Below are 24,947 nucleotides of genomic sequence, written 5' to 3' on the forward strand. Positions count from 1 at the left end.
GCGCCCCCTGACCCCGAATCCACCTTTTGATCGGCACGTGTTTCGCCCGCGCAGCCGGAGGTCGCTCATCGGACGGGGCCGACGACCGGTTACAGTATGGTGTATGACACAGAGCGAGCATCATCCCACCGGCGCACATCCACTCGGCGAGGAACCGGGCCCCTATGGCACCGGTGCAACCGGTCAAGCCACCGACCAACGCGCCGACGTGAGCAGCTTCTCGCCGCAGGCCTCGATGTGGGATGCGGTGCGGAAAGTACGCACCCGGCACCTGGCGCAGGCTAAAGCGACCGGCGAGAAGTTCGCGATGCTCACCTGTTATGACTTCCTCACCGCCCAGGTCTTTGACGCGGCAGGGATCGAGGTGCTGCTCGTGGGCGACTCGGCGGGCAACAACGTCCTCGGGCACACCTCAACCCTGAACATCACCGTGGACCAGCTGATCCCCCTCACGGCGGCAGTGGCCGCCGGGGCGCAACGCTCGCTCGTGTTGGCAGACCTGCCCTTCGGTTCGTACCAACTCTCCCCCGAGCAGGCGGTAGCTACCGCGGTGCGATTCATGAAAGAGGGTAACGCCCACGCGGTGAAGATGGAGGTCCACGCGGGCCTCACCGACCACGTGCGCGCGGTCGTCAACGCGGGCATACCCGTGGTGGCCCACATCGGTTTCACCCCGCAATCCGAGCACGCCCTCGGCGGGTTTCGGGTGCAGGGGCGAGGTTCGGCCGCCGCAGATCTGCTGGACGTTGCGCTCGCTATGGAAGCCGCCGGAGCCTTTTGCCTGCTGCTGGAGATGACCACCGCCGAGTCGGCCGCCGCGGTGGAGTCGGCGGTTTCCATTCCCACCGTCGGCATCGGCGCCGGTGGCTCCACCACCGGTCAGGTGCTGGTCTGGCAAGACGCCTTCGGTCTGCGGCGGGGCAAACTCCCTCGGTTCGTCAAACAATACGCCGACCTCTACGGCACCTTACACGAGGCTGCCGTCGCCTTCCGAACAGACGTGTGCTCCGGCACCTATCCCGCGCCGGAGCACACATTTGAGTCGTAAACCTGGGGGTAAGCCCCGGGGCTGTTAGTTATTCCAGCCGTCGTTCTCCCAGGCCTCATTGCGCGCCTGGGCCTTTTCCATGGCGGCCTCGGCCTCACCGCGGGTCGGGAACGGTCCCCACAGGTGCGATGAGACCGATTGGCCCTCGCCTTCCTCGACCTGGCCGGTCTGCAGGTTGTACCAGAACTGGGGTTCCTTCGGTCCGGGGGTGATGTCGTTGATGCTCATGGTTCCTCCTTTGACGTTGAAGCTTTGAGCGCCCTGACCGCTGTGGCGCAAGGCACTGTCGTGGTTCGATCTTAGTACAGCGGGGTGGACGTGGGGCAAAAAGTATCGCCCCCAGGTATGGAACCGGCGCGAAATGTTCGGCGGGTCTGAATTACCATAGGAACCATGGCCATCAGCAATAAATCTCATAATTTGCCCGCAGAACCGAACCGCGCACCCGTTGGTTGCCTCACCCCGGGAACCGTCTCGGCGCAGCGCCCGGTACCTGCCGGCATCGTCCGCCCCGAGTACGTGGGCAAGGCCGAGGCCAACGAGGGCAACGACTCCAACATGTACACGCCCGAGGAAATCGAGCTAGTCCGAGCCTCCGGTGAGATCGCGGCAAACGCCATCGTCGAAGCCTCCAAGATCGCCGTCCCCGGCACCACGACCGACGAGATTGATGTGCTCATCCACGAGTACATCTGCGACCATGGGGCCTACCCCTCGACCGTGGACTACCGCGGGTACACCAAGAGCGTCTGCACCTCCCTGAACGAGGTCATCTGCCACGGCATCCCCGACTCTACCGTGCTCGAAGACGGCGACATCCTCAACCTCGACGTCACCGCCTTTAAGAACAACGTGCACGGCGACACCAATAAGACGCTGTTGATCGGCGAGGTCGATGAAGAATCCCGTCTACTGGTCGAGCGCACCGAGGAGTCCCTGGCGCGTGCCATTAAGGCCGTCAAGCCTGGGCGCGAGATCAACGTGATCGGCCGCGTCATCGAAAAGTACGCCGCCCGTTTTGGTTACGGGGTGGTACGCGACTTCACCGGCCACGGCGTGGGACGTGAATTCCACTCCGGCCTGATCATTCCGCACTACGACACCGCGCCCGCGTACTCCACCGAGATGAAGGTGGGAATGATCTTCACGATCGAACCCATGCTCACCCTCGGAACAATCGAGTGGGACATGTGGGAGGACGACTGGACCGTGGTCACCCGCGATCGTAAGCGCACCGCCCAGTTCGAACACACCCTCGTGGTCACCGAGGACGGGGCCGACATCTTGACCCTGCCCACGATCTCCTAACCATTATCATTCACTCGCCGCCTGCTGGCGGCCGCCCTCAGAAAGAAGCTATGAGCAACACCATTGTAGAAACCGTTGAAGGTCAGACCGAAGTTTTCAAGCCGAACCCCGAGGACCTGGCGATCGGCATCGATATAGGCGGCACCGGCATGAAGGGCGGTGTCGTCGACATCCGCACCGGCAACCTGGTCTCCGAACGCTTCCGCATCCCCACCCCCTCGCCGGCTACTCCCGAGGCCTGCGCCGAGGTGGTCGTCCAGATCGTCGAAGAGCTGCAATCGCGCGAGCTCGCCCCGGCACCGGATTCATCGATCGGCATCGACTTTCCCGCCGTGGTGAAGAACGGCATCACCCTCTCGGCGGCCAACGTGGACGAATCGTGGGTGGGCGCTGACCTGGAAGGCATCATGTCTGCCGCGCTGGGCGGCCGCCGCGTGCATGCCCTCAACGACGCCGACGCCGCCGGTTTGGCCGAGGCTCACTACGGTGTAGGACGCGACCACGGCGGCCTCATCGCGGTCATCACCTTGGGCACCGGCATCGGTTCCGCACTGATCAACGAGGGAAATCTGATCCCCAACACCGAACTCGGTCACCTGGAGATCGACGGTCACGACGCCGAGTCGCGCGCCTCCGCCCGCGCCCGCGAGCGCGAGGACCTCTCGTGGAAGAAGTACGGCAAGCGCCTGCAGCGCTACTTCACCCACGTGGAGATGCTCTTCTCCCCCGATCTCTTCGTGATCGGCGGGGGTATCTCGAAAAACCCGCAGAAGTTCCTGCCCTACTTCGAAGATGACGTTCGCACCCCGATCGTAATGGCGACCCTGCGTAACAATGCCGGCATCGTCGGCGCCGCCCTCTGGGCTGCCGGTTGGGATCACACCAACGACTAGGGCGATAGCTCTCTGCTATCATGAGCTGTGACACACGGGGTGCTCCCTACCGTGGGGAGCTGAGATAACACCCGTCGAACCTGATCTAGTTAGAACTAGCGAAGGGATTGTGACATGGCTCAGTCATATCTGCATACTTCTTCAACGACCGCGCACGCCGAGGGTTCTCGGCCCGCGGTCGCTCGCGTTTTATCGATCGCGGGCACAGACCCTACCGGCGGTGCAGGTTTGCACGCAGACCTCAAATCGATTGCGGCCGCCGGCGGGTACGGCATGGGGGTGGTGACCTCGCTGGTGGTTCAAAACACGCGCGGGGTGCAAGAGATTCACACCCCCGACCCCGAGTTTCTCACCGCCCAGTTGCGCGCTGTCAGCAACGACGTGGTCATCGACGCGGTCAAGATCGGCATGATCGCAGACGCACCCTCGACGCAGGCCGTCATCGACTGGCTCGACGAACTCCCCGAACAGATCCCGGTGGTCGTCGACCCGGTGATGGTCGCCTCCTCGGGCCACGCGCTGGCCGAGTCTATCTCAGGCGAGCTGTTGCGCCGCGCCACCATCATCACGCCGAACCTGATCGAGCTGGCCCAGCTGGTGCAAGAGGAGCAGGCGGGGACCCGTGATGAGATGGTGGCGCAGGCTCAGCGCTTGGCGGCGTTCACCGGGGTGCAGGTGGTGGCCAAGGGCGGGCACCTCAGTGGCGAGGACGACCGCGACAACCTGTTGGTCGATGCCACGGGTATTCGAGCACAGGCCCCTTCACCAGTGGTACACACGACCGCAGCGCACGGCACCGGATGCTCGCTCTCCTCCGCCATTGCGACGCGTCTGGGTGCGGGTTACTCCGCCCAAGACGCGGTGGCCTGGGCGACCGCCTGGGTGCGCGAGGCCCTAGAGAACGGCGAGGCGTTGCAGGTGGGTTCGGGCAACGGACCCATCGATCATTTTCACCGCCTGCGGCGTCAGGCGGAGTTCTCGGATCAGCGCCCGCGCGTGTTCCGCGATGTCCCGGCGCCGCAGGCCGTGGTAGCCCCCGCCGGGCCGCACACCGAAAGGCTGTGGTCACTCACCGGGCATTCCCTCCACCGATTTGGAACGGAAGGGTTCATTCCCGCTCTCGTCAACGCGACCCTCGATGAGGAGCAGTTCCGGTTCTATATCGGGCAAGACGACTATTACCTCTCCGTCTACGGGTCGGTGCTGGCACGGCTGGCGTCGCTGGCGGAGAACCCGGATGAGCGGCGCCTGTGGGTCTCTTCGGCGTTGACCGCGATTGAGGTGGAGGAAGGGATGCACGCGCTGTGGAACGGGGATGAGCCGACTGAACCGTCCCCGGTGACACTCGCCTACACCGACTTTCTGCGCGCGGAAATGGGGAGCGACTACGTGGTGGCGGTCGCCGCTGTGCTCCCCTGCTTCTGGCTGTACGCCCAGCTGGCCGCGTTCGTCCCCGAGAAGATCGCAGAAGATCACCCATACCGCCCGTGGTTAGAGACCTACCGCGATGAGGAGTTTCAGTGGGCCTGCGCTGAGGTAGTGGGGGTGGCCGAGAAACTGCTGGACGCCGCCAGCGACTCCCAGCGTGCGGCGGCGGAGCGGGCCTTCTGGCGGGCATGCGTGCTGGAGGCAGACTTCTTCGCCCAGGCCACGCTCATCGACGAACGCTAATCCTTGCCGGCGCGCAGGTTGCGGATCGCGTTTTCGAAGTCTTCCGGGCCCTCGAAGGCCTGGTAGACGGAGGCGAAGCGCAAGTAGGCCACGGCGTCTAGGCGAGAGAGCGGTTCGAGGATGGTCAGCCCCACCTCGTGGGCGTCGATTTCGGCCAGGCCGCGGGCGCGGATCTGCTCTTCGACCTCTTGGGCGAGCTTGGCGAGGTCGTCCTGAGTCACGGGGCGGCCCTGGCATGCCTTGCGCACACCCGAGATAATTTTCTGCCGGTTGAAGGGCTCGGTCACCCCGGAGCGTTTGATGACGGCCACCGAGGTTGTCTCTACGGTGGAGAAGCGTTTTCCGCATTCGGTGCATTGCCGGCGGCGGCGGATGGCGGCGCCGTCGTCGGTGGTGCGGGAGTCGACCACTCGTGAGTCGGGGTGGCGGCAATAGGGGCAGATCATGCTGAGTCACCTTTGGTACGTGCGGTGATGGCCTCACCGTGCGCGGGCAAGTCTTCGTTGTGGGCGACGGCAACGATGGAGTCGCCGATCTCGGCTAACGCTTCTGCCGAGTATTCAATCAACTGTACCGCCTTCATGAACGCGGTGGTACACAGCCCCGAGGCGAAGGCCGCGGAACCGCCGGTGGGCAGCACGTGGTTGGATCCGGCCGCGTAGTCCCCCAGCGGCACCGGCGAGTGGGGGCCGATGAAGATCGCCCCGGCGTTACGGATCTTGGCGGCAAAGTCCGCAGCGTTGCGGGTGTGGATCTCGAGGTGTTCGGCGGCGTAGGCGTTAGCCACCGCGATCGAGGCATCGAGGTCGTCGGTGAGAAGGACGCCGGACTGCGGGCCCTCGAGCGCCTGCTTGATGCGTTCGGCGTGTTTGGTTGCCACGGCTCGGCGGGCTAGGGCGTCTTGGACGGCGTCGGCCAGCTCGGTGGAGTCTGTGATGAGGATGGACCCGGCGTGCGGGTCGTGCTCGGCCTGAGAGATCAGGTCGGCCGCTACATACTCGGGGTTCGCGCTATCATCGGCGACGATGGCGATCTCGGTGGTACCTGCTTCCCCATCGACACCCACCACGCCCTGCAGGGCGCGCTTGGCCATAGCGACGAAGATGTTGCCGGGGCCGGTGATGGTGTCCACCGGTTCCAGTTCGTCGGTGCCGTCGTGCACACCATAGGCCATCGCGGCCAGCGCCTGCGCGCCGCCGATCGCCCAGATTTCTTTCACGCCCAGCAGGTGCGCGACCGCCAGGATCGTGGGGTGCGGCAACCCGCCGTGCTCCTTTTGCGGAGGGGTGCACAGTACCAGCGACTCGACGCCGGCGGCCTGGGCGGGCACCACGTTCATGATCACCGAGGAGGGGTAGACGGCCAGGCCGCCGGGCACGTACACACCGGCTCGGCGGACCGGGGTCCAGCGGTGAACCAGCTTCGCTCCCGGCGCCACCTCGATGTGGGCGTCTGCCGGACGTTGAGCGGCGGCGAAGGCGCGCGTCCGCTCGATGGCGGTCTCCAGTCCGGCCCGGACGCTCGGGTCGAGGGTCTCCAATGCGGCGGCGATATCTTCCTCCGGTACGCGGAGGCGCGTCTGCTGCACGCCGTCGAAGCGTGCGGCGAGCTCACGCAAATAATCGGCACCGCGCTCGCGCACCGCAACGATGATCTCGTCGACGGTCTTGCGCGCCTGCTCGGTGTACTCCCCCTGTTGCCGGGGCACCACCTGGCGCAGCTCGGCGTAGCTGAGGCGCTGCCCGCGCAGGTCGATGGTGTTCAGAACCGGCGGTGTGATCTCGGCGTTAGTCATATTCCAAGTGTAGTCACTCAGCGATTTCCGGGCCCGGGTTTTTCTACGATGCGAGACTAACGCCGGCCGGCCGCACCGTGATAGTGCGGCCGGCCGGCGTCCTCGAACTATGGATTAACGGATGACGGAAAGCTTAGGCGGTACGACGACCCGCACGGCCCAGCAGCGCAGCATCCAGAGAGTAACGACCGGGGCCGGTCAGGAACAGCACCAGACCGAGAACGAAGTAGTACAGCGCAGGTTCAAAGGAGAGGCCGCCCATCTTCGCGTTAATCAGCCCGTTGGTGGGGATGTTCACCGCCAGGATGATGAAGCCGAACATGCAGGCCAGGAACACACCGGAGAGGCGCGTGAACAGCCCCAGGGTGATGGCAATGCCCAACAGCAACTGACCGGCGACGACCAGCACCCCGAAGAGACCGGGGGCTAGCTCCCCCAGCGGCACGGTGCCCAAAAACTTCACGAAGCCATCGAATCCGTGCAACTTGTGCCAGCCATGGAGGAAAAGCGGCAGGGTTGCCAGGCGCAACAGCAAAAGACCGAGATCCCGCATGGACTCGCCGTTGAGGTAGTCCAGGGTCAGCAGACGAAGCAGGCCGTGGGGTTCTTCCTTAGAGCGGACGCCGGGGCGGTCATCGCTGAGTCTGGTGGCGTTCTCGTGGGCTGCGGTAGACATATGAATCTCTCCTGTGATGATGTCTTGGGGTGGTGATCAACTGTCACTTTCAGCCTAAGAAATTATTTTCCGAATCACGAATTAATAAAATATTGATGAACCCCAATAAGGTCATTTCAACCTATTGAATAACCTGCATTTCCCCTTGTCACCAGGGAATGAAAGGCGGCCCTGGGAGCACCCTAGGCCGCCTCGTGATAATTTCACGCGTAAAATAATTTTATATTACGTTAAAAGTAAATCTACCCTAAGACACGTCCAGGCACGCCGGGCCCAAGAGCACCTTCAAATCGCCGTAGAGCGCCGGATTAGGTTGCACCCTTAGGTCCGCCCCCAGACGCATTAAGACCCGTTTCGACCGTGTATTCATCGCGATGCGCACCTCGGATTCGCCGCGGTGATTCCGCAGGATCGTCCGCAGCTCCTGCAAGGTCTGCTCAGTGGCCTTGAATTCGGCGATCGAGATCGTCACCGGGCCACTGACGCCGTCCGCGCTGATCTCCGGCACGTTGAGCTCCTGCGCGCTGATCGTCACCGACCCGTCGTCGCGGCGCTGCAGGCGTCCTTTGATCGTGCAAATCAGGTCGTCAGTGAGCACCGGGGCGATGGGCTCGTAGGCGCGGCCGAAGAACATGACCTCGATCGAACCGGTGCGGTCCTCCAACTCCACACGCGCATAGGGGTTGCCGGAGTTCTTGGCCACGCGGCGCGAGACCGAGGTGATCATGCCCGCCACCGTCACCGTCGAACCGTCGGGCTTGTGCGAATCCTCCGAGAGCAACGACTGCACCGAAGAATCCGAGAGCGCGTCCAGCTGCTCTTCTAAACCACGTAGCGGGTGATCCGAGACGTAGAGCCCCAGCATCTCACGCTCGAAGTTGAGCTTGTCGCGCTTCTCCCACTCGGGCACGTCCGGGATGGCGACCATCAAATCGTTGGACGGGTCGTCCTCCTCCGCCCCCAAACCGCCGAAGAGGTCGAACTGACCGGCGGCTTCTTGGCGCTTGACCGAGACGTTCGAATCGACGGCCTCCTCGTGGATCATCGACAGCGCACGACGCACATGCCCCAGGTCGTCGAAGGCACCGGCCTTGATCAACGAATCGATCGTGCGCTTGTTACATACCACCGCCGGGACCTTCTTCAGGAAGTCGTGGAACGACTCGAACTTGCCCTGCTCGTTGCGGGCGTTGACCAGCGCGGCCACCACGTTCGAGCCCACATTGCGGATCGCGCCCATACCGAAACGGATGTCGTCGCCGACAGGGGTGAAGTTCAGCTCGGACTCGTTGACGTCCGGCGGTAGCACCGTGATCTTCATGTGGCGGCACTCGTTGAGGTACAGCGCCAGCTTGTCTTTATCGTCGCCCACCGAGGTCAACAACGCGGCCATGTACTCGGCCGGGTAGTGAGCCTTCAGGTAGGCCGTCCAGTACGACACCAGACCGTAGGCGGCGGTGTGCGCCTTGTTGAACGCGTAGTCCGAGAACGGGAGCAGAATATCCCACAGCGCCTTGATGGCCCCCTCGGAATACCCGTTGTCCAACATGCCCTGGTGGAAGGTCGCGTACTGCTTATCCAGCTCCGCCTTCTTCTTCTTACCCATCGCACGCCGCAGAATATCTGCCTCGCCCAGCGAGTACCCGGCCACCTTCTGGGCGATCGCCATCACCTGCTCCTGATACACGATTAGACCGTAGGTGGTATCGAGGATCTCCGCCAGCGGCTCCTCGAGCTCCGGGTGGATCGGAGTCACCTCCTGCAGGCCGTTTTTACGCAGCGCGTAGTTGGTGTGAGAGTTCGCACCCATCGGGCCCGGACGGTACAGCGCCAGCACCGCGGAAATGTGCTCGAAGTGATCCGGCTGCATTAGCTTCAACAGCGAGCGCATCGGACCACCGTCAAGCTGGAACACGCCCAGGGTGTCACCGCGGGCGAGCAACTTGTACGACTCGACGTCGTCCAGCTGCAGCTCTTCCAGGTTCAGCTCGAAGTCGCGGTTGAGCTTAATGTTCTCCAGCGCATCGGAAATGATCGTCAGGTTGCGCAGACCCAGGAAGTCCATCTTGATCAGACCCAGGCCCTCACAGGTCGGGTAGTCGAACTGCGTGATGACCTGCCCGTCCTGCTCACGGCGCATAATCGGGATGACGTCGATCAGATCGTGGCTGGACATGATCACGCCCGCCGCGTGCACGCCCCACTGACGCTTCAGGCCCTCGATGCCCTTGGCGGTCTCGAAGACCTTCGCCGCGTCTTGGTCGGTCTCGATCAACTCGCGCAGATCCCCGGCGTCCTGATACCGCTTATCTTCTTCGTTGTAGACGTTGGCCAGCGCGATGTTCTTGCCCATGATATCCTCGGGCATCGCCTTGGTCAGGCGCTCGCCGGTGGAGAACGGGTAGCCGAGCACACGCGAGGAGTCCTTCAGCGCCTGCTTGGCCTTGATGGTGCCGTAGGTGACGATCATCGCCACCTTGTCTTCGCCGTACTTCTCGGTCACATAGTGAATGACCTCGGAGCGGCGACGATCGTCGAAGTCGACGTCGAAGTCGGGCATGGAGACGCGGTCAGGGTTGAGGAAGCGCTCGAAGATGAGGTCGTGTTCCAGCGGGTTGAGCTCGGTGATACGCATTGCGTAGGCCACCATCGAACCGGCACCGGAACCACGGCCGGGGCCCACACGGATACCGTTGTTCTTGGCCCAGTTGATGAAGTCGGCCACCACCAGGAAGTACCCGGGGAAGCCCATCTGCGTGATGATTCCAACCTCGTAGTCGGCCTGCTTGCGCACCTCGTCCGGAATGCCCTTGGGGAAGCGGTAGTGCAGGCCGCGCTCGACCTCTTTGACGAACCAGGATTCCTCGTTCTCCCCCTCGGGCGTGGGGAAATCCGGCATATAGTTCGCTTTGAGGTTGAACTCGACGTTGCAGCGCTCGGCGATTTCGAGCGTGTTGTCACAGGCCTCGGGGAAATCCCGGAAGAGGTTGCGCATCTCCTCGGGAGACTTGAGGTAGAACTCGTCGGCGTCGAACTTGAAGCGCTTGGGGTCTTGCATGGTAGACCCGGACTGCACGCAGAGCAACGCGGCGTGTGCCTTGTGGTCTTCGTATTTGGTGTAGTGCAGATCGTTCGTGGCGACCAGCGGAAGGTTCAGCTGCTTGGCCAGGCGGTGCAGATCGGTCATGACCTTTTTCTCGATACCCAGGCCGTGGTCCATGATCTCGCAGTAGTAGTTGTCTTTGCCGAAGATGTCTCGGTAGTCGCTGGCCGCCTGAATCGCCTCGTCGTACTGGCCCAGGCGCAGGCGGGTCTGCACCTCGGAGGACGGGCAGCCGGTGGTCGCGATGAGGCCCTTGGAGTAGGTCTGCAGCAGTTCGCGGTCCATGCGCGGCTTGTAGAAGTGCCCTTCCAGGGAGGCAAGCGAGGACGCGCGGAACAGGTTGTGCATGCCCTCGGTGTTCTCCGCCCACAGGGTCATGTGGGTGTAGGCCCCACCGCCGGAGACGTCGTCGCGGCCGGCGTTCTCACCCCATCGGACGCGCGTGCGGTCTTGGCGCGCGGTACCGGGGGTCACGTACGCCTCAACGCCGATGATTGGCTTGATGTCGTACTGCTTCGCCTTGTTCCAGAAGTCGAAGGCACCGAAAAGGAAACCGTGGTCGGTGGTCGCCACCGAGTCCATCCCCAGTTCTTTGGCGTGTTCGAAGAGGTCGGTGATGCGGGCGGCGCCGTCAAGCATCGAGTACTCGGTGTGAACGTGCAGGTGGGCGAAGCCTTTTTTACTCACGATTGTGCCTTTTCTGACCGAAGGGATGAAGCTGTGGGTGCAGGGGTGTGCGTTAGCGAGAGGGAAAATCCCCTTCGCGCAGGGAATTCAACGCGAAGTCGAGATCCTGCGGGTAGTCGCTGGTGAACTCCACGTGTTTTCCGGTGGCGGGGTGTTCGAACCCCAGCCGGTGGGCGTGTAGCCACTGGCGGGTGAGACCCAGATGGGCGCTGAGCGTGGGGTCCGCCCCGTAGGTGAGGTCCCCGGCGCAGGGATGACACAAGGCCGAGAAATGCACGCGAATCTGGTGGGTGCGTCCGGTTTCTAGGTGCACCTCGACCAGTGACGCCGGGCCGAAGGCCTCCAACGTCTCGTAGTGAGTGACGGCGTGGCGGCCGTCGTCGATAACCGCAAACCGCCACTCGTGGCCGGGGTGTCTGCCGATCGGCGCGTCGATCGTGCCATTCAGCGGATCCGGGATGCCCTGGATCACCGTGTGATACACCTTGGTAACGGTCCGCTCTTTGAAGGCCCGCTTCAAGGCCGAATAGGAGTTCTCGTTCTTGGCGACGACCATCAGCCCCGAGGTACCGACGTCCAGACGGTGCACGATCCCCTGCCGCTCTGCCGCGCCGGACGTCGCCACAGAGACTCCCTCGCCCAAAAGGGCGCCGACGACGGTGGGCCCATGCCAACCTTGCGAGGGGTGCGCGGCCACGCCGGCGGGTTTATCGACCACCACGATGTTGTCGTCTTGATAAACGATGGAGAATCCCGCCACCTGTTGCGGGGATACATCGGTGATGTCCCGGGGTGCGGGGGCGTCGATGCTGATCGTGTCCCCCTCCGCCACTTTGAGGGACTTGCTCACCTTCGGCGGCTTCCCCTGAGGGGATGTCACGGTCACGTGGCCTGCAGCTATCCAGTCGGCAGCCTGGGCTCGGCCGACGTCCAGCGACCGCGCCAGGGCGGCGTCTAGACGAGTGCCCGACATGGAACCGTCGACGCTCCAGGTATCGGTGATTCGATCAGTCATGGTCAACTTTCTCTCGAGTCGAGGTCTCTACCGTGCCATCCAGATGAACGCCCAGCATCACCAATACCACGATGCACCCCATGGAAACGCAAATGCACATATCGGCGAAGTTGAAAATAGCGAAGTGTTGCACGGAGATGTAATCCACCACGTGCCCCACTGCAAACCCCGGTGGGCGAAACAAGCGGTCGGTGAGGTTGCCGAGCACACCGCCCATCAGCAGGCTCAGGCTGAGCACCCACCAGATCGCCCTAGCTCGATAGAGGCAATAGATGCAGACCGCCACGGCCACAACCATCGCCAGAGTGAAAACCCAGGTGACCGAAGACCCCATGGAAAAGGCAGCCCCCGGGTTCAGAATGTAGTGCCACCACAGCACCCCGTCAATGACGGTGATGCGCTGGCCTAAGTGCATGGTGGCCTCAACATAGTGCTTGATGCCCTGGTCGATCCCCCAAAGGGCCGCGACCATCAGCGAAGCCCACACCGCGCCGGTCCTGCGGTTGAATCGCGGTGTCACTTTCATGGCTAAAACGGCTCCTCGGGGCGTCGATGGTTAGATGCTTAACTCTATCGAACATCCCGACGGTGGGCGAAAAGAAAAGCGGTGAATACGGCCACGAAGGGCACGTATTCACCGCCGCGCTTGCTATCGCATCACCGCACCGTGGAGATTAGCGATTGAAGAAGTTCTTGGTGTTCTGCGGAGCAGGGTCAGAGTAGGTGTCGTGCTGCTCAACGATGTCGCCATCATGCTGCTGCGCCTGCAACGAGTCTGCCACCGGAGTCTCCGATTGGAGTTCGGTCAGCTGCTGTTCCAGGTAAGAACGCAGACCGGCGCGGTACTGCTCCTCGAAGCCGCGCAGTTGCGAAACCGAAGCCTCGAGCTGCTCGCGGGAGGTCTCCAAATCGCCCAATAGCTTGGTGCGCTCCTCTTCGGCAGTGGAGAGCATGGTGGCGGCTTCTTCGCGTGCTTCCGACATCAGACGATCCTTCTCGCGCTGACCTTCGGCAACGTAGTCGTCGTGCACCTTCTGGGCCATGGCCAACAGCGATGCAGCGTTAGCGGAGCCGGCCGAGCCTGCAGCGGGCTGTTCAACCACGGGGGCAGGTGCCTCGTTAACGGGCGACAGCGAACCGGCAGCGTTCTGCTGCTGTGGGGTCTCGGAGGCGCGGTTCTCAGCATCCTCGAGCTGACGCTTGAGGCTGGAATTCTCAGCGTTCAGACGGCGCAACTCGATGACGATTTCGTCAAGAAAATCGTCGACCTCTTCAGGGTTGTACCCCTCTTTGAACTTGGTCGCCTGAAAACGCTTATTAATGACTTCTTCTGGTGTAAGGGCCACTAAATTTTCACCTCTAGATTGATGCTGTTCGCTGGATTCCCCCGCGAGGTGATGCTCTGTCAACCCTAAACATCACCAACACAAGAAATTGTACATAATGACTTCACAACGATAGCAGTCAGCGAATATGTTTTTCGACGCTAAAAAATCGTAAAAAAGGGTTACAAATTTTCTCAAGCGTCGACAAGGTGGCTCTCAATAGGCACAACGTTCGCTAGGAGAGGCTGTAAGTCCACTGTGTCAGGGCGGCATTGATAAACGACACCACAATGAACAACAGAATATAACCGACATCTAGCGACAATCCGCCCAGATTCAGCGACGGCAAAACCCTTCGCAAAGCCCGCAAGGGCGGGTCGGTCACGGCGTTCACTGCGGAGCCCAACACCAAGACCGTGCCACGGGGGCGCCAGTAGGGGGCGAAGGACTGCACCCAGTCGAAAACCAACCGCAGGATCAGCGCAAAATAAAACAGGTAGCAGGCGATGGCCAGCAACGCGACAGCGTATCCCATAGGCGGCGCTTAACCCTGGTTGAACAGATCGGAGCTATCGCTGTCCAGCGCCACCGGGACCTCGGCACCCTCGGCACCGAGCACCTCGAGATTAGCCGGGGTGAGCAGGAAGACCTTATCGGTCACGCGCTCAATAGAACCGTGTAGCGCGAAGGCCAAGCCGGCAGAGAAGTCCACGAGACGCTTGGCTTCAGACTCACCCATATCGGTGACGTTCATGATGACCGGGATGTTCTCACGGAACGACTCACCGATGATCTTGGCGTCGTTATAGGAGCGGGGGTGGATGGTGGTAATGCGGCGCAAAACTTCTTCGCTTTCGTCGTCGGAGTCTGAATGAATGAGAGTCAAAGAGGAGGCGGGTTCATCGTCCCGAACGGAGACCGAGGATCCACGTGAGGGGCGTGCTCGTTCGGTCTCGATAATCGGAGCCAGCGGCTCGCTCTCCCGCTCACGATCGCGTTCGTCAAAGAAAGACGACAACTCCCGGTACCCGGCGTCTGGAGTTACCTCGTCCTCGTGTCGATCGTCCTCGCGCTCGTAGTACTCGAAAACGTCACGGGTGTCGTCGTAGTTTTCGTAGCGGTCTTCTCGATAGGAGGCGGCGGCGCGGTCAGTACGTTCCGGCGAGCGCTGCGGTTCTTCCTCCGCGAGCCCCAAATAAGCCATCGCCTGGTGAAGGGTGCGTCCTGCCATCATCTCTCCCGTGGTAAAACCCCTGGTATCGGCATCGGGGTTTTTCGTATAGGTAAATATCTGCTGTCTACTATTTCACCCTATCCATGCCCTGTACGCCAACTTGTTGCGATACTGTGCGCGGAACAGGAGAAACATCTCTAGCTGGACATCAGTTTAGCAGTGGAGCTAAACATTCTGCGGTCGCGAGCCCATGATCTGCGATCCCACGCGCACAACGGTCGAACCCCAGCGAATAGCTGATTCCAGGTCTCCACTCATACCCGCGGAAATCTGGTCGGCCTCAGGATGCTCTTGGCGCAAATGCTGACTGATGTCAAAGAGACGCTCAAAGGCGGGATCGGGGTCTTGCCCCAGGGGTGCCACGGCCATGACTCCCGCACAGCGTAACCCGTCAGCCCCCTCAATCAGCTCGGCCAGCTGCATCACCTCGTCCATCGAGGTGCCACCCCGCTGGCCTTCTGCCGCGTGACCGGCGCTGGGGGTGGTGTTTTGGTCGAGATTGACCTGTATCAAACAGTCCAGGGCACCCCTTGCGTGGGCGGCAGGAGCCGGCGCCTCCTCGGCCTCGTATCGCGACAGCTGGTTGGCGTAGGCCTTGGCCAGGGATTTCACGAGAGACGCCCGGTCGACCGAGTGCACCTCGGTGGCGTACTTGACGACCGATTTAGCCTTGTTCGATTGCAGCTGGCCGATAAACGACCAGCACAGCGGATCAGCCTCGGTATCGAGGTGCTCTTCGCGCAACTGAGAGGCCTTCACCGAAGCCTCTTGATCCCTGTTTTCGCCCACACGTCGCACTCCCGCGTCGTAGAGTGCGGCAACGTCGGAGGCGGGGAAGAATTTGGTGACGACCATGAGTTCGGGCACGGCTGATGTTTCGGTGCGAGCGCCGCTGTGATCGGTCGCGGCCTCGGCGATCGTCTCCTGGACTGCCCGCCACCGCCGGGTGAGTTCCTCGGCGCGCTGTTGGTTGTACTGCATTAGTCCTCCTGATCAATCCATACGAGTCCGGCGATCCGTCCCGCGCCCGGTTCGCGGCGGTGAGAGAATAGCGCTGTGTCTTCAAAGGTGCAGCCGCCCAACTCATCGCTGACGGCGGTTACCTCCGGTGACTGACGCAGGATGCTCATCGCCGTGGCGGGCAGGTCGAGAGCCGGGGTTCCCCACGAGGTGGTCGAGGCCAGCTCGGGCCACAGTCGGACGGATTCTTCCAGCATGTGCTGCGGGACCTCATAACATGTCCCGCAGATCGACGGACCCAGCCATGCATGGATGTCTTCGGCGCCACGCTGCACCATCGCCTGCACCGTCTCCTGCAGGACGCCGTCGAGTAGGCCCCGGCGTCCGGCATGGGCTACCGCGGTGACGGGGAAACCGTCCGGGCCAGAACCCACGAAAACCACGGGGATGCAGTCTGCGACCATCACTGCCAAGGGCGCGCCCCGATGGCTGACCGCGGCGTCTGCCTCGGGCGTGTGGGCAAGATCGTGTACCGGCTGGGTGATATCTGCATCGAAAACGGTGGTTCCGTGCACCTGGTTGAGATAGGTGAAGCGCTGACCGGATGGCAGAAGATCTTGTTCCAACGCTTCGCGATGGGCCAGCACCGCGTGTTGATCCTCCCCCACGTGCAGACCGAGGTTGCCCGCATTCGTGGAGGTGAATCCGATTCCCACTCGATGGTCTCCGGCGCGATGAAAGGATCGTGAGTAAAGTTTCGGCATCGTACAGTCTCTCCTCGACGCTTCAGGTGTCTTAACGTCACAACGCCCTGAGAAAGTCTGCCATCTGGCCTCGGGGGCCGAGCTAAAACTCTCTCAGGGCGTTGAGACCTATAGAACTAGGTTCTACTTCAGGAAGTCGGGAACGTCCAGGGTGTCCTTACGCTGGTTCTGGGTGGGCTCTTCAACGATCGGGGGAAGATCCACATCGAAACCGGCGTTGTTGGGTACGTCGTTCGAAGAGGACTGCTGCTGCGAAGGAGCAGACTTGTTGCTACCGAAGGACTGCTGGTTACGCTGCGACTGCTGTGCCGCGTTGTTGGTGTTGTTCGCGTTGGTTTCGGGGCTGAGCGAATCGAAACCAGCGGCGATCACGGTCACGCGAGCCTCATCACCCAGGGCGTCGTCAATGACAGCACCGAAGATGATGTTGGCGTCGGGGTGAGCAACTTCTTGTACCAGGCGGGCAGCCTCGTTGATCTCGAACAGGCCGAGGTCGGATCCGCCCTGGATGGAGAGCAGAACGCCGTGTGCGCCGTCGATGGACGCTTCCAGCAACGGCGAAGCGATGGCGAGCTCGGCAGCCTTGACCGCGCGATCCTCGCCGGATGCGGAGCCGATACCCATCAAAGCGGAACCGGCACCCTGCATGACCGACTTAACGTCGGCGAAGTCGAGGTTGATCAGGCCCGGGGTGGTGATCAGGTCGGTGATGCCCTGCACACCCGAGAGCAGAACCTGGTCTGCCGACTTGAAGGCGTCCAGCATCGAGACGTTGCGGTCCGAAATGGACAGCAGGCGGTCGTTGGGGATGACGATCAGGGTGTCAACCTCGTCGCGAAGGGCGGCGATACCGGTTTCAGCCTGGTTCGAGCGACGACGACCCTCGAAGGTGAAGGGGCGGGTCACCACACCGATGGTCAGGGCACCCAGTGAACGAGCGATGCGGGCGACGACCGGTGCGCCACCGGTACCGGTGCCACCGCCTTCACCAGCGGTCACGAAGACCATATCGGCACCCTTGAGGACCTCTTCGATGTCCTGCTCGTGATCTTCGGCGGCCTGACGACCAACCTCAGGGTTAGCACCTGCACCGAGACCACGGGTGAGCTCGCGGCCGACGTCGAGCTTCACGTCGGCGTCCGACATCAGCAGAGCCTGGGCATCGGTGTTGATAGCGATGAACTCAACGCCGCGCAGACCTACCTCGATCATGCGGTTGACTGCGTTGACGCCACCGCCGCCGATGCCGACGACCTTGATAACTGCCAGGTAGTTCTGGGGAGTTGCAGTATCCATAAATTGCCTCAATTACTGGGTTAGAAACGTCAGTTCAAGAGCTCAACTTCAGGCTGAAGGTTTAAGTTCTTGGGTGAAGTTAGTTGTTTTCAAGTCAAAGCGTACCAATACCGTCGTGCTCCTGTCGCACTCAGGTTGCAAAATTCCACGAAATTTCCAGATTTCAGGGAATTATCTACACAACCTCAACTTGAAGTTTAACTATTTTGTCGTGGGCACCATGGGGCTGGAAACGTCATAGGTGGAGACAGCGCCCTTGTCCCCCAAAGCGTTTCTTAATTGAGCTAAAACCTTAGCTTTAAGTTCACTGTCTTCCGCGGTGCCCCACACCACCGTGGAGCCGTCCTTCATCGTCAAAGAAATCGTCGACGGAGAATCAGCCTTGGCCTTCTGGACATTCGACAACATGTCCGCCGGCATCGCCACCAGTACCTGTGAAATCGTCTTCAATTCGGGGGAACCCAGCACCTTACCGTTACCAGTCACCTCGGGCACACCCGCTTGTTCAGCGGAGTCCACAGCACGAAGCTTCGTCCCCTCGGCGTCCACTAGCATCTGTTGATCCCCGTCTTTGACCACGGCCACCGGAACGCGCTCCTGCACCTTGACCAACAAGTCATGGGGAGGACGCGCCTCAACGGTCACGCCTCGCAACACGGCGGAATCACCGATCAGCTCGTGCACCTTATCGTCGGTCACGCGAGTCAGCGGGACTCCCTGCAACGGCTCAAGTTTCTGGGAAACATCCGACTTATCCAGGAGCGACGTACCCTCCACTGAGATGCTACGCACCGCCAGCAGGGGCGAGAAGAATACCACTCCCACGAAGATCGCCGCCAAGGCGAGCAGGGACAACAGGGTGTACAGCCATCGTTTCCAATGCACGCCCGAACGCCGTGGTGAACTCTGCACCTGGGGTTCTTCGGTCGCGCGCTCAGGTTGACGGCGGGCGTCCTCCATCGATTGCCGACGCTCAGCGCGCCACTGCGAGAATTTGCTCTGCGGCACCGCATGATCCATCGATTCGGCTGAAAGTTCGCGAACCTTCTCCGAATTCACCCGGATCTCAGGGCGGCCGGCCTCAGCCGAAGACGGTGAACGCCGACCTCCTTTTTTGATGGAGGCCATCGATTAAGCCTGTGCCTTATCGTTCAACGCGGTGACAATCTCTGCACCGTACTCGGTGACGTTGCCCGCGCCCACCGTCATCACGACATCGCCGGGCATCGCCTGTTGCGCTATGGCAGCCACTGCGGCCGGGGCGTCCGGTGCATAGTGCACTTCCGAATAACCGGCCTCGGTGATCAATTCGCTGGTGACTCCCGGAATGGGTAGCTCGCGCGCAGGGTAGATGTCCATCACGTAGGAACGATCGGCCTGCGAAAGGGCTGCCGCGAACTCCTGGAAGAATTCCCGCGTGCGGGAGAACAGGTGCGGCTGGAAGAGAACGTAGAGATTGTGGCCGGCGGCAACGGTGCGACCGGCCTCCAACGCACGCTCCACTTCGGTGGGGTGGTGGGCATAATCGTCAAATACCTTGATGCCGTTGACCTCACCACGCAGGGTGAAACGTCGGTCTGTGCCGCGGAAGTGGGTCAACGCGGCAATAACCTCGTCTGCAGAAGACCCGGTCAATAAGCCACAGATAAAAGCGGCAGCGGCGTTGAGCTGGTTATGCAGGCCCGGAACGTGTAACAGCATCGAGCCTTCGCCGGAGAACCGCTGGCCGCGCACCGCGAAATCCCACGCCAGCGAGGACCTGCAATCTACGTCCTCGCTCGTGGTACCGAAGATCCTCACGTCGGCGGACTCGGCTTCACCGTAGGTCACCACGTTCAACCCGGCAGCGCGGGCACGCTCACTGAGCTGGGCGGCACCGGGATCGTCAACGCAGGTCACCACGACCCCGTCTTCGCGCATGGAACCTAAGAAGCGGTTGAAGGCTTCAAACACGTTCTCGGCGGAACCATAGAAATCCAGGTGGTCGGGCTCAACGTTGGTCACCACGGCGACATCCGGGCGATACCGCACAAACGATCCGTCGGACTCGTCAGCCTCGGCCACAAACCATGCGTTCTGACCCTGCTCGCTCAACCGAGCATTGGTATCGAACCCGGCAATCTGCGAGCCCACGGCGAACGACGGCTGATATCCCAACGCGTCGATCACCACGGCAATCATGGAGCTGGTGGTGGTCTTGCCGTGCGTTCCTGCCACCGCGACCACCTGCGCATCGTGCATCGTCGCGGCCAGCGCCTCGGAGCGGTGGATCACGCGCAGACCGAGTTCGCGGGCCCGCGCCAGCTCGGGGTTATCTTCCTTGATTGCAGTGGAGATCACCACGGTATCGACGCCCTCGATGTTGGCGGCGTCCTGCGGAACGCTGACGCGGGCACCCAACTGACGCAATTGTTCCACGCCCGCCGACTCGCGGGCGTCCGAACCGCTGACCATCATACCGGCCTGAAGCATCAAGCGGGCGATGGCGGACATGCCCGCTCCCCCGATTCCCACAAAGTGAACCCGGCCCAGCTCCGCGAGTTGAGGTCGGTCTGCAAAGGGAGGGTTCAACGGGCCGGGCAAGGTCAGATCGAGATTCATGAGTTGATTGTGCATTATTCAGCCACCTTCAAAACTTGCTGGGCCATGGTATGCGCCGCGTTACGAATGCCCTGTGCATATGATTTCTGGGCCATATCGCGCAAGCGCTGACGGTCGTTCATCAATACCGGAACGTTGGCGAGGAACCACTCGGGAGTGAACTCGCTATCGTTGATCATGATGCCCGCCGTGGCGTCGACCAACGAGCGTGCGTTGAGCGCTTGTTCCCCATTGCCGATCGGCAGGGGCACGAAAATGGCGGGCAATCCGACCGCCGCCACCTCGGAGACCGTGGCTGCCCCGGAGCGAACCACCATCAAGTCAGCCGCGGCGTAGACGTCTTCCATCGAAGTGATGAACTCTACCTGATGGTAATTCTCAGCCGTGACTTCGTTGCCCTGTTCGTCGCGCACCACCTTGTCTCGCCCGGTGATGTGGAGCATCTGAAAGCCCCACTCGCCCAAACGAGGGTAGATCTTGCTGACGGTCTCGTTCATGCTCTGCGCACCCAGCGATCCACCGGTGACGACGAGGGTCGGCAGGTGAGCATCCAGCCCAAGGTTTTCCCGTGCCGCCTCGCGCCGCGCGTCGCGATCCAGGTTCTCGATGGCCTCACGCATGGGCATACCCACGTGCTGGCCGTGACGAATCGGGGTGTTGGCGAACGCGGTTCCCACGAACTTCGCACGCAAGGCGCCGACCCTATTGGCCAGCCCGGGTTTAGCGTTGGCCTCGTGAATGACCACCGGGATACCCAGCGCCTGCGCGGCCAAATACATGGGAGTACAGACGTACCCGCCCACGCCCACGACAACGTCGGCTTTCACGTCGGTCAGGATACGCTTGGCTTCCTTCAGCGACGAGGCAAACTTGGCAGGGAACTTCAACGCCGACGGGTGGGGACGCCGCGGCATCGGCACCCGAGGGATGAAACGTATGTCGTAACCGGCTGCGGGAACGAGCCTGGCCTCCATCGAATTCTCCGTGCCCACCATCATGATGCGCGCATCCGGCGAGAGGTCCTGGATCTCGCGCGCAATAGCCAGCATGGGGTTAATGTGGCCGGCGGTTCCACCACCGGCTAAGACAATGGAAGGTCCCTCGCTCATACGTTTCTCTCCAGACTTGTTATCGTGCCTTCGATATTACTGGCTCACAGGGGCTTGACTCTACTTTGGGCCTGTGCGACCCCGGCCCCACTATTTTTTGTCGCGTTGCCGCAACTTCTTGAGCGAGACCAACCCCTGGGGCACGTGATCCTGATCAGCTGGGTGCGCGACGGAACGCTGACGCGGGGCTGAGGTGGATCCGTCGGTCTTCTTCGGGCGCGGCGCGCGTCCTTCCTGGGGCCTGTTACCATGCCGCTGAGCGTCCTCCCTGGGGCGACGCTCCGGACGATTCTCTGAGCGAAGTTCCGCGGCGCGCTGCGGCCGACGCTCCGACGCGGTACGCGAGGCACCTCGGCTATCCCGTGGGCGCTCCGTACTGGTGGTTCGCTGCCGTGTACCGGACTGTGGCGCATTTCTCCAGTTGGCTGGACGCCCCGCGCCGGCGGGTCGAGCAGAGGCGGGCCGTGTGTTCCGCTGTCTCGCGTCGTGGCTTCTGGGGACGCGTCCTCGAATCGCATCGATGAGGTTGTTGACGTCGTAACCGGCATTATCGCCCTCGCGGGCGAGGCGGCGGTTCTCGGCCTCCACCACGCGCCCTAATCGGGCGCGACGCTTGCTCTCCCGCGCGGTGGGGCTGACAGAGAAGACTTGTGTACCGTCCTCGGTCAGCATCATCAAGGGAGCCTGGCGCGCGAAAGCGATGAGCACCCCGATAGCCATCAACGATGAGACCAAGGAGGATCCACCGTAAGAAATGAACGGTAGCGGGATACCGATGACCGGCAACATGCCCGTGACCATCGAGATATTGACGATCGCCTGGGAGGTGAGCCAGATCAGGATCGCCCCCGATGCCAGGCTGACGAAGCGATCAGCCGAACGCAGCAGAATGCGAACCACACAATAGATCAAACCGGCGTAGAGGGCGATGATGATGAGGGTACCCAGTAGCCCCAACTCCTCACCGATCACGGCGAAGATGTAGTCGTTGTGGGCCTCGGGAAGGTAGTTGTACTTCTGGCGCGAGCGCCCCAGGCCCACACCCCAGAACCCGCCGGTGGCGAGTGCGGCCAGGCCCGAATTCGATTGGTCACAGGTGGAGCCCTGGCAGTGGCCAAAGACGCCGAAGACGCGCGCTAAGCGATAAGGGCTCGTGAGCACCGCGCCGAGTCCCAGAACCACGGCAATCCCTATACCGATGAGGAATGCCTTGGGGCTCAGCCCGGCGATGAACAGTGTTCCGACCAACATGAAGACGTACACCAGCACGGTGCCGAGGTCGCCACCGTAGAGGATGAGACCCACGAGAGGTACGAACCCGAAGGCGAGGGGGAAGATCGCCTTACGGGTCTGGCGGGTGATGTTGCCCTGCTGGGTCAGCACCCAGGCCATCCACAAGGCCATGATGAGCTTAGATATCTCGGAGGGCTGCAGCGAAATGCCACCGAACTGAATCCAGTTTTGGTTGCCGTTGACTGTGGTTCCTACAAAGACCACGAGAATCTGCATCAGCAAAGCTACAGCGAGTAGTCCGTGCATAACCATGCGGTTGCGATATACGGTCACCGGTAAGAACGCGAGAATTCCCATCGCCACGAACCCGATGATCGCGAAGATCGCCTGACGGATGACCTGCTGAAACGGTGAGATCGCCAGCGCGATCTGCTCCACCGACGATGCCGAGAGCACCATGGTCAAACCAAAAACTGTCAGCCCTAAGGCGATGGATACCAGCATCGCCGCCACCCCGTGCAGTGAAGAGGTCGAGGTGCGGCGATACTGCTTGATCACCAGGTTCTTCATGCCCTGCCCGATGCTGTGCAACAGGCCCGGTGCCGACTTCCGTGGCTTCGAAGCGCCAGGTTGAGTGGTTTCAGTCGTCACGTTCTAAAGGCCTTTCGCTGTTGTGGTGCCGAGTAGAATCACTCTGCTTCCGAGTTGATGCTCTCCACGAGATCTGCGACTCCGTGAATGAAACTATCCCCGCGATCGGCGTAGGAGACGAATTGATCCATCGAGGCCGCTGCGGGTGCCATCAAGACGGTGTCGTCCTGAGCCGAGAGTCGATGAGCCGTAGCAATTGCCTCGCGCATCACCGCGTGGCCGTCCTGCGGATCGGTGACCTGCTCGGTGATGTGGTGCACGGGGACGTCCGGGGCGTGCTCCTCGAGTGCTTTGAGTAGACCTGCGGTGTCCGTGCCGATCACCACCACCGCCTTGAGACGATCACGGTGCTCTGAGACGAGCTCATCGTATTCGACTCCTTTGGACAGACCTCCGGCGATCCAGATCACCGGGTTGAAGGAAGCCAGCGAGGCGTTGGCCGCGTGCGGGTTGGTGGCCTTCGAATCGTTGACCCACAGCACACCGTGGGTGTTAGCTACCAACTGGATGCGGTGTGCACCCGGTTCGAAGTTCTGCAGGCCGCTCCGGACGTCGGCAGGTGAGATTCCTGCCGCCCGCGACAGTGCGGCGGCGACCAAGGCATTTTCGATCGTGTGTCTGGTCGGCAGGGCCCCGGCGTCGGTTACCTCGCCCAGTTCCAGGGCTTCGGTGCGACGGTTATCCGTGAAGGCGCGGTCGACCAAGAGACCGTCGACCACACCGACCATGGACAGCGCTGGGGTGTCGGCTCGGAATCCGATGGCGCGGCAACCCTCCACCACGTCGGCATCTTCGACCATCGTGATGATTTCCTGCTGGTTTGCGTTGAAGATGCACGCCACCTGGGTGTGTTCATAGATGCGGGCCTTATCGGCCAGGTAGTTCTGATAACCCTCGTGCCAGTCCACGTGGTCTTCGGCGACGTTAAGAACCACCGAGGCCAGCGGAGACATGCTGTGAGTCCAGTGCAACTGAAAACTTGAGAGCTCAACCGCAAAAAATTCGTACTCAACGGGGTCACGCAACGCATCCAGAATGGGCGTTCCAACATTGCCCACGGCGATCGCCTGATGGCCGGCGGTTTGCAGGATCGACTCGGTCATGCCGACGGTGGTGGTCTTGCCGTTGGTGCCGGTGATGCACAGCCACTGCGGGGTGCGGCGTCCTTCTCGCGTGTTCAGTCGCCACGCCAGCTCCACATCGCCCCAGATCTGGATCTTGCGCGACACAGCATCTGCCAAAATTCCGGTGGTAGGACGCACGCCCGGGCTGGTGATCACCAGTTCGGCATCCTGCCCGGCGACCTGCGGGACCGTCTGCATGGCAGTCTCCCCCAGGATCACCTCGGTGGCGCCGACGATCTTCAGGGTATCTGCCTTGGCCCGGTTTTCGGGGCTGTCTTTGCCGTCGACGACCACGACCGTGGCCCCCAGTTCCAGGAGAGTATCTGCGGCGGCGAAACCGGAGACGCCCAGGCCCACCACGACGACACGCAGCCCAGCCCAGTCGGCGTCCCAACTCGTCAAGCCGGCCAGCCGAGGATCATCGTAGATCGGGTTTTCGTTGGTTGCTTTCATG

At 61.9% G+C, this 24,947-nt stretch carries 22 protein-coding genes and 1 riboswitch; of the genes, 4 read left to right on the forward strand and 18 right to left on the reverse strand.

All coding sequences use genetic code 11. The annotated features are described in order from the left end of the window. Positions 1 to 103: 103 nt before the first annotated feature. Positions 104 to 1,048, forward strand: a complete 945-nt coding sequence (panB, locus tag VVR12_RS03855) for a 3-methyl-2-oxobutanoate hydroxymethyltransferase (RefSeq protein WP_409349874.1) — start codon at positions 104 to 106, stop codon at positions 1,046 to 1,048. 24 nt (positions 1,049 to 1,072) lie between these two features. Here panB and VVR12_RS03860 read toward each other — a convergent pair whose 3' ends face one another. After that, positions 1,073 to 1,276 (reverse strand): SPOR domain-containing protein, encoded by a 204-nt coding sequence (locus VVR12_RS03860; RefSeq protein ID WP_368549831.1) that lies wholly within the window; start codon positions 1,274 to 1,276, stop codon positions 1,073 to 1,075. A gap of 165 nt (positions 1,277 to 1,441) precedes the next feature. Between VVR12_RS03860 and map the strand changes: the two genes are divergently transcribed. From map to VVR12_RS03875, 3 genes are all read left to right on the forward strand, one after another. Further along, complete coding sequence (gene map / locus VVR12_RS03865; RefSeq protein WP_368549832.1) at positions 1,442 to 2,356, forward strand: type I methionyl aminopeptidase; 915 nt, start codon at positions 1,442 to 1,444, stop codon at positions 2,354 to 2,356. A 50-nt stretch (positions 2,357 to 2,406) separates the two neighbouring features. Then, positions 2,407 to 3,249 (forward strand): polyphosphate--glucose phosphotransferase, encoded by an 843-nt coding sequence (gene ppgK, locus VVR12_RS03870; protein ID WP_368549833.1) that lies wholly within the window; start codon positions 2,407 to 2,409, stop codon positions 3,247 to 3,249. Between the two features lie 25 nt (positions 3,250 to 3,274). Continuing rightward, a riboswitch (TPP riboswitch) is annotated at positions 3,275 to 3,374 on the forward strand. Further along, positions 3,364 to 4,920: a bifunctional hydroxymethylpyrimidine kinase/phosphomethylpyrimidine kinase gene (locus tag VVR12_RS03875; RefSeq protein ID WP_368549834.1), complete on the forward strand. Its 1,557-nt coding sequence runs from the start codon at positions 3,364 to 3,366 to the stop codon at positions 4,918 to 4,920. Its footprint overlaps the riboswitch before it by 11 nt. Here VVR12_RS03875 and nrdR read toward each other — a convergent pair. The 17 genes from nrdR to murD form a co-directional block, all read right to left on the reverse strand. Next, positions 4,917 to 5,366 (reverse strand): transcriptional regulator NrdR, encoded by a 450-nt coding sequence (gene nrdR / locus VVR12_RS03880; protein ID WP_368549835.1) that lies wholly within the window; start codon positions 5,364 to 5,366, stop codon positions 4,917 to 4,919. The two genes, VVR12_RS03875 and nrdR, sit on opposite strands and share 4 nt — an antisense overlap. Beyond that, a complete protein-coding gene (gene hisD / locus VVR12_RS03885) occupies positions 5,363 to 6,715 on the reverse strand; it encodes a histidinol dehydrogenase (RefSeq protein ID WP_368549836.1) in 1,353 nt (450 codons plus the stop codon). Before hisD ends, nrdR begins: the two co-directional genes overlap by 4 nt. A 133-nt stretch (positions 6,716 to 6,848) precedes the next feature. Further along, positions 6,849 to 7,391, reverse strand: coding sequence for a DoxX family protein (locus VVR12_RS03890; protein ID WP_368549837.1), 543 nt, complete (start codon positions 7,389 to 7,391; stop codon positions 6,849 to 6,851). Positions 7,392 to 7,638: 247 nt separating this feature from the next. After that, entirely contained in the window at positions 7,639 to 11,133 is a 3,495-nt protein-coding gene (dnaE, locus tag VVR12_RS03895; protein ID WP_409349878.1) for a DNA polymerase III subunit alpha, read from the reverse strand. A 100-nt stretch (positions 11,134 to 11,233) separates the two neighbouring features. Beyond that, positions 11,234 to 12,196, reverse strand: coding sequence for an RluA family pseudouridine synthase (locus VVR12_RS03900; RefSeq protein ID WP_368549839.1), 963 nt, complete (start codon positions 12,194 to 12,196; stop codon positions 11,234 to 11,236). Next, positions 12,189 to 12,722 (reverse strand): signal peptidase II, encoded by a 534-nt coding sequence (lspA, locus tag VVR12_RS03905; protein ID WP_368549840.1) that lies wholly within the window; start codon positions 12,720 to 12,722, stop codon positions 12,189 to 12,191. The genes VVR12_RS03900 and lspA overlap by 8 nt, the downstream gene beginning before the upstream one ends. A 148-nt stretch (positions 12,723 to 12,870) precedes the next feature. Then, a complete protein-coding gene (locus tag VVR12_RS03910) occupies positions 12,871 to 13,542 on the reverse strand; it encodes a DivIVA domain-containing protein (RefSeq protein WP_368549841.1) in 672 nt (223 codons plus the stop codon). Between the two features lie 214 nt (positions 13,543 to 13,756). After that, positions 13,757 to 14,056: a YggT family protein gene (locus VVR12_RS03915; RefSeq protein WP_368549842.1), complete on the reverse strand. Its 300-nt coding sequence runs from the start codon at positions 14,054 to 14,056 to the stop codon at positions 13,757 to 13,759. A gap of 9 nt (positions 14,057 to 14,065) precedes the next feature. Further along, the gene (locus tag VVR12_RS03920; protein WP_368549843.1) at positions 14,066 to 14,752 is read right to left on the reverse strand and encodes a cell division protein SepF; all 687 of its coding nucleotides are present in this window, start codon (positions 14,750 to 14,752) and stop codon (positions 14,066 to 14,068) included. A 168-nt stretch (positions 14,753 to 14,920) separates the two neighbouring features. Next, positions 14,921 to 15,736, reverse strand: coding sequence for a YggS family pyridoxal phosphate-dependent enzyme (locus VVR12_RS03925; RefSeq protein ID WP_368549844.1), 816 nt, complete (start codon positions 15,734 to 15,736; stop codon positions 14,921 to 14,923). Further along, positions 15,736 to 16,431, reverse strand: a complete 696-nt coding sequence (locus VVR12_RS03930) for a polyphenol oxidase family protein (protein WP_368549845.1) — start codon at positions 16,429 to 16,431, stop codon at positions 15,736 to 15,738. The genes VVR12_RS03925 and VVR12_RS03930 overlap by 1 nt, the downstream gene beginning before the upstream one ends. 171 nt (positions 16,432 to 16,602) lie before the next feature. Beyond that, positions 16,603 to 17,775, reverse strand: a complete 1,173-nt coding sequence (ftsZ, locus tag VVR12_RS03935; RefSeq protein ID WP_368549846.1) for a cell division protein FtsZ — start codon at positions 17,773 to 17,775, stop codon at positions 16,603 to 16,605. 201 nt (positions 17,776 to 17,976) lie between these two features. Further along, a complete protein-coding gene (locus VVR12_RS03940; protein ID WP_368549847.1) occupies positions 17,977 to 18,903 on the reverse strand; it encodes a cell division protein FtsQ/DivIB in 927 nt (308 codons plus the stop codon). A gap of 3 nt (positions 18,904 to 18,906) precedes the next feature. Then, positions 18,907 to 20,391 carry a UDP-N-acetylmuramate--L-alanine ligase gene (gene murC, locus VVR12_RS03945; protein ID WP_368549848.1) on the reverse strand — a complete coding sequence of 495 codons (1,485 nt, stop codon included), beginning with the start codon at positions 20,389 to 20,391 and terminating at the stop codon, positions 18,907 to 18,909. Continuing rightward, entirely contained in the window at positions 20,391 to 21,485 is a 1,095-nt protein-coding gene (murG, locus tag VVR12_RS03950; protein WP_368549849.1) for an undecaprenyldiphospho-muramoylpentapeptide beta-N-acetylglucosaminyltransferase, read from the reverse strand. The genes murC and murG overlap by 1 nt, the downstream gene beginning before the upstream one ends. A gap of 90 nt (positions 21,486 to 21,575) precedes the next feature. Continuing rightward, on the reverse strand, positions 21,576 to 23,369 hold the full coding sequence (locus VVR12_RS03955; protein WP_368549850.1) for an FtsW/RodA/SpoVE family cell cycle protein: 1,794 nt from the start codon (positions 23,367 to 23,369) through the stop codon (positions 21,576 to 21,578). Between the two features lie 38 nt (positions 23,370 to 23,407). Further along, positions 23,408 to 24,946, reverse strand: a complete 1,539-nt coding sequence (gene murD / locus VVR12_RS03960) for a UDP-N-acetylmuramoyl-L-alanine--D-glutamate ligase (protein WP_368549851.1) — start codon at positions 24,944 to 24,946, stop codon at positions 23,408 to 23,410. Position 24,947: the final 1 nt, after the last annotated feature.

Source organism: Rothia sp. LK2588 (assembly GCF_040946465.1).
GTDB lineage: Bacteria > Actinomycetota > Actinomycetes > Actinomycetales > Micrococcaceae > Rothia.

Bases quoted from the DNA above. Each gene is read 5' to 3' on its own strand.
- murG (WP_368549849.1), bottom strand. From the start codon at position 21,485: ATGAGCGAGGGACCTTCCATTGTCTTAGCCGGTGGTGGAACCGCCGGC.
- VVR12_RS03920 (WP_368549843.1), bottom strand. From the start codon at position 14,752: ATGGCAGGACGCACCCTTCACCAGGCGATGGCTTATTTGGGGCTCGCG.
- map (WP_368549832.1), top strand. From the start codon at position 1,442: ATGGCCATCAGCAATAAATCTCATAATTTGCCCGCAGAACCGAACCGC.
- nrdR (WP_368549835.1), bottom strand. From the start codon at position 5,366: ATGATCTGCCCCTATTGCCGCCACCCCGACTCACGAGTGGTCGACTCC.
- ppgK (WP_368549833.1), top strand. From the start codon at position 2,407: ATGAGCAACACCATTGTAGAAACCGTTGAAGGTCAGACCGAAGTTTTC.
- panB (WP_409349874.1), top strand. From the start codon at position 104: ATGACACAGAGCGAGCATCATCCCACCGGCGCACATCCACTCGGCGAG.
- murD (WP_368549851.1), bottom strand. From the start codon at position 24,946: ATGAAAGCAACCAACGAAAACCCGATCTACGATGATCCTCGGCTGGCC.
- VVR12_RS03875 (WP_368549834.1), top strand. From the start codon at position 3,364: ATGGCTCAGTCATATCTGCATACTTCTTCAACGACCGCGCACGCCGAG.
- VVR12_RS03900 (WP_368549839.1), bottom strand. From the start codon at position 12,196: ATGACTGATCGAATCACCGATACCTGGAGCGTCGACGGTTCCATGTCG.
- VVR12_RS03940 (WP_368549847.1), bottom strand. From the start codon at position 18,903: ATGGCCTCCATCAAAAAAGGAGGTCGGCGTTCACCGTCTTCGGCTGAG.
- VVR12_RS03925 (WP_368549844.1), bottom strand. From the start codon at position 15,736: ATGCAGTACAACCAACAGCGCGCCGAGGAACTCACCCGGCGGTGGCGG.
- VVR12_RS03890 (WP_368549837.1), bottom strand. From the start codon at position 7,391: ATGTCTACCGCAGCCCACGAGAACGCCACCAGACTCAGCGATGACCGC.
- VVR12_RS03860 (WP_368549831.1), bottom strand. From the start codon at position 1,276: ATGAGCATCAACGACATCACCCCCGGACCGAAGGAACCCCAGTTCTGG.
- murC (WP_368549848.1), bottom strand. From the start codon at position 20,391: ATGCACAATCAACTCATGAATCTCGATCTGACCTTGCCCGGCCCGTTG.
- hisD (WP_368549836.1), bottom strand. From the start codon at position 6,715: ATGACTAACGCCGAGATCACACCGCCGGTTCTGAACACCATCGACCTG.
- ftsZ (WP_368549846.1), bottom strand. From the start codon at position 17,775: ATGGATACTGCAACTCCCCAGAACTACCTGGCAGTTATCAAGGTCGTC.
- dnaE (WP_409349878.1), bottom strand. From the start codon at position 11,133: ATGCTTGACGGCGCCGCCCGCATCACCGACCTCTTCGAACACGCCAAA.
- VVR12_RS03915 (WP_368549842.1), bottom strand. From the start codon at position 14,056: ATGGGATACGCTGTCGCGTTGCTGGCCATCGCCTGCTACCTGTTTTAT.
- lspA (WP_368549840.1), bottom strand. From the start codon at position 12,722: ATGAAAGTGACACCGCGATTCAACCGCAGGACCGGCGCGGTGTGGGCT.